This window comes from Elusimicrobiota bacterium (assembly GCA_040757695.1).
Classification (GTDB): Bacteria; Elusimicrobiota; UBA8919; order UBA8919; family UBA8919; genus JBFLWK01.
Genome location: JBFLWK010000135.1, coordinates 1 through 4316, shown reverse-complemented (window position 1 = coordinate 4316; position 4316 = coordinate 1). Strand labels below are relative to the sequence as shown.

Annotated in this window: 4 protein-coding genes; 3 read left to right on the top strand and 1 reads right to left on the bottom strand. The window is 37.7% G+C overall.

Annotated features, from left to right (window positions below; all coding sequences use genetic code 11):
• The coding region (locus AB1349_13115) for a transposase (protein MEW6558263.1) at positions 1-210 on the top strand (210 nt) is incomplete at its 5' end.
• A 253-nt stretch (positions 211-463) separates the two neighbouring features.
• On the opposite strand, the gene AB1349_13110 is transcribed toward AB1349_13115, so the two are convergent.
• Positions 464-1597 carry a Fic family protein gene (locus AB1349_13110; protein ID MEW6558262.1) on the bottom strand — a complete coding sequence of 378 codons (1134 nt, stop codon included), beginning with the start codon at positions 1595-1597 and terminating at the stop codon, positions 464-466.
• Between the two features lie 1101 nt (positions 1598-2698).
• Between AB1349_13110 and AB1349_13105 the strand changes: the two genes are divergently transcribed.
• Together AB1349_13105 and AB1349_13100 are read left to right on the top strand one after the other, a co-directional pair.
• The gene (locus AB1349_13105) at positions 2699-3457 is read left to right on the top strand and encodes a hypothetical protein (protein MEW6558261.1); all 759 of its coding nucleotides are present in this window, start codon (positions 2699-2701) and stop codon (positions 3455-3457) included.
• Positions 3450-3884 (top strand): hypothetical protein, encoded by a 435-nt coding sequence (locus AB1349_13100; GenBank protein ID MEW6558260.1) that lies wholly within the window; start codon positions 3450-3452, stop codon positions 3882-3884. Before AB1349_13105 ends, AB1349_13100 begins: the two co-directional genes overlap by 8 nt.
• The last annotated feature ends 432 nt before the right edge of the window (positions 3885-4316 follow it).

Genomic DNA, 4316 nt, shown 5'->3' with positions numbered 1-4316 from the left:
GGAATGCGGGCTGTCATTCCTCCCAAAAAGAATAGAAAGATCAAAAGAGAATACGACAAAGACCTTTATAAAATAAGGCATCTTGTCGAAAATGCATTTCTACACCTAAAACGATGGAGGGGTATTGATACGAGATACGCAAAAAATGCCGCATCTTACCTTGCGGCAGTGCAAATCAGTTGCGTAATGCGATGGTTGCAAATATCGTGACGACACTATCTAAAATAAGATTCATATAAAAAAACTGTTCCGTTATAAAGCATACTCTCTCGCTTTTTTATTATTTAACAGAACAACGAAAATTATGCCCTTATATGTCGCTTGAAGTTTGAGTGGTTAAGTTTTCCTCATGAGAGCTAATTTAAATATTTCTAAGTTAAATTTAAATCTCGAAACTTAATTTAGATTATTTTAAGTTAAGTTTAGGTCTTAAAACTTAACTTAGATTATTTTAAGTTAAATATTAATCCATAAATAAATTCAAATATTCCTGAAACATAAAATGCCTGTACCTGCTTTTTCCGGTCATTTCTACTAAGATATTCAACTTTGTAAACGTCTTAATATACTCATTAGCTGTTGGCGTAGAAATAGCCAAATATTGTTCAACATCAGAAACTGTTATGACCGGTTTACTATACAGCAGATTCATCAATCTTCTTGATTTTGGAGCTTTCCTGTTCAGGTTAATTATTCTGCCGTCGATCTCATTTTTTAACGCAAAGATGCTGCTGAACGTAACTTTCCCTTTTTTCGCCGTAACTATCACCGCATTTAGAAAAAATTTAACCCAGTGAATGAGGTCATTTGAAGCTCGCACTCGAGACAGAGCGTCATAATAGGATGCCCGATTCTTCTCAAAAAAAGCCGATAAATATAATGACGGTTTACTCAGCAGTCCATTACTAACCAGATACAACGTTATTAACAACCTGCCGATTCTTCCGTTTCCGTCACAAAAAGGATGGATGGTCTCAAACTGATAGTGTGCAAGAGCTATTTTTATAAGGTGTGGCACATGAATTTCTTCATTGTGGAGAAAATGCTCAAAGTCAGACATCAGTCCCGGTACATCCTCATGATGCGGAGGAATAAACACCGCATCTGATAAACTTGATCCTCCGATCCAGTTCTGGCTTCGACAAAACTCGCCGCGTGATTTATGTTCTCCTCTAACCCCTTCAAGCAAGATGAGATGCAAATGCTGGAGCAAACGAGATGATATAGGCAAATCTTTTAGTTTATCAATAGCATAATTCATTGCATGAACATAGTTTTGTACTTCCTGCCAGTCATCTCTTTTTTCAGGTGCAATTTCTTCTTTGCGCATCAAATCTTCATCAATACCGGTTTTTGTACCTTCAATACGACTGGATGTGTTTGCTTCTTTTATGATGTGCATCTGAATAAACAGATCGATGTCAGGAACTATTGATGCTAGTCCGTTGAGCTCGCCCAAAGCGCGGGTAGCTTCTTCCAGCAAGGTATTTATTTCTGGTTCAGTCCATACCCATGTATGATTAATTTTTTCTGGAGAAAAACTTTTATATTTGTACTGCTGTATGTATGTCCCGGCTTTAAAATCATTAAGATTCATCTCCAACTCCCTTTATAATTTTGCCTGCTGTGCCGGTCTACTTTGTTTTCCATTTCATTTAATAAAACAACGGTTAAATATTTTATCTATTTATTGAAAAATTATTACATTCATGGCATTAACGAATCAAGCTTTTTCTGGTAACCATGGATAGCTCATGTCACTGAGCTTAGTAATTATATCCGTGACCAAGGTGTTCTTCAGCAATCAGCATCTTTTGTTCACGCCAACTTGCTATTCACTCAAAAACACATCTGACTCACCCTTGATATCTCAAATTCAACATCACTCCCTTCTCCTATAATCCCGTCTTATTTTCACTAAAAGTAATAGTGGAGATAAAATTCAGATTATTAGTAAATCAGTTATAGCCGAAAATCAATGAGTAAAGCATCGGACACAGAGCAAAGTTCTGACGTGAGCCACACTCACACCACCATAATTTTCGATCAAACCGCTCAACACTCCCATTCTTTCATAACATCATCTACTCCATAGATATGATGACGCTGAAAAATCGTTTTATCGTCCTGCGGTAATCACTAATGGAAGCACTATAGTAATATATGCTACAGGTGAGCCAAATATCACCTTATTCTGCGATTCAAGTAATGATGTATGTTTTAATTATGATGATAACGGTAATCTGAATCTGAAATCTGAAAATGGTGTTCAGACTTATTACCTCTGGGATACTCTTGACCGCCACTATACTGATTCTCAGAACACCATTCATCATGAAAAATACGTGTATAATGGTGACGGCAAACGAATCTATACCATCGTTGACGGATCTTTGACAGGCAGGCTGTACGACGGCGGCAGGCGAAATGCCTGATTGCTCTTGTCGCTTGAGCACTTGATGATAAACCACTGATTCCCTCTTTTATGTCATTACGAGGAACGAAGTGACGTGGTAATCTCATGCGTGTAACATTATCCGGCGGAGGAGATTGACATAGCCTCTGCGAGGCTTCGCAATGACCGGATTCGGGGGTGGAACGCTCGGTGGTCATTGCAAGGAACAGGCATGCCTGTTCCCTACAACTCCAAAACTTAATGTCAGAAATCTATAGAATTAAAGGGACATATCACTTAATTATGGGAAAGCGAACGGATCAAGGAAGAAATAATGGTGTCTGTCCCTATTTTTTTACGCTCGGTTTCGTCGACGGCCCCAACGAGTACATCTACTGCGCTAATAATCCGGTTTTATGGCTCGATCCCTTTGGCTTATGCAGAGGCAAGAATCAAATATTGAGTTCACGGATCGTTACTCAAACTATTGGTTCATGGGGAGTATTAATCGATGCAGACTTTAGTAAACCGCCAGCGGAAATGCATCCTATATTCAGCAATGCAGCAACGACTGTGAAAGACGTTACTGTTGCGGGCGTAAATAATGTACAAGATAGTCTTGATGTGTATATTAATACCAAAGTCAATAATGACAAGGCAGTAGCGCAAGCCACAGTTAAAGTAGCAAAGCCGATAGCCCAAACTGTACACAAAAATGCTATTGAAATCGCAACATACACAGCATCTACTCTTGATACTGTGCTTAGTCACTCCACATTTAATGGCAACACTCCAGTGAATGCCATACAGAGTGCTGCTGTTCCTGTCGCATCTAGCGTCATCGGTGCAGGAGGAACGTTCGAAACAATCGGAAGTATTGTTGGTGGAGGAATTGGTTTAGGTGTTTCTAGCTGGGTGCCGATTCCAGGAGCAAGAGTTGTGGGAACTCTTTTAGGATCAGGATTGGGAGGTAAAATGGGTTCATTAGTTGACAATTTAAAAGGTGGACAAAATGGCAACCTTAATAATTATAACGAGGAGTTTGATATATTAAATGAGTGACTTATTAAAAAATAGAATTGCTTTTTCAATTATTGAACTATTTGCAGGACTTTTTTTATTTGTTGTAAGCATATTTGTTGCAGTGCATTATTTAGTTACAACAAATTATTTATTACTGTCGTGTTTTTCTTTATTTCTATCTCTTTGGGGGGCAATGATCTGCGTTGATGCTTTTTTTAGGATTCAAAATAAACAATTAATCGGAGGTAAAAAGAAAACAGATCATTATTTTATGGTTTTAATATTTATTTTTTGGATTCTGAGCGCTCTTTTTTTATCTCTCCACTATATCTTTGAAAAAAAGAATTTTTCGCAGGCCCTTTTCTATTTCACTGGCTCTATAGGGTTATCTGTCATGATACTTAGCTATATGAAAAATATTTATTCTTTAAAATCTACTGGCTTTTTGACGTGTTATTGGTATTAATAGGATTCTTGGGAAGCATATTTTTAATCAACTATAATCTAATTATTGCTATAATTTGTGGTTATTTGTTTTGTATGTATGGTTATCAGACTTTTTTCAAAGAAAGAAATAAGAAATAGGTCAAAGTTCTTGAAAAAAAGAGAAAAGGTAAAAAAGGGGACAGCGCCCTTTTTTAAGTTATTTTGATCTTTGACAGGCAGGCTGTACGACGGGGATCAGGTGATCGCCGAATACGACGAGACAGGTACTGTCACCGCTCAGTTCGAGTAAAGCAACTTAAAAGGGCGCTGTCCCCTTTTATGATAACTCCAGAAGTAGCAAAGAAGCTGTTGAAAAAATGGTATTTGGAGAAAGCTCAGTTACAATTCAAGGAGAGTGTGGATCGATGCTGGCAAAAATTCGACAGCTTTGGCGTTGACAAACCCAATATAT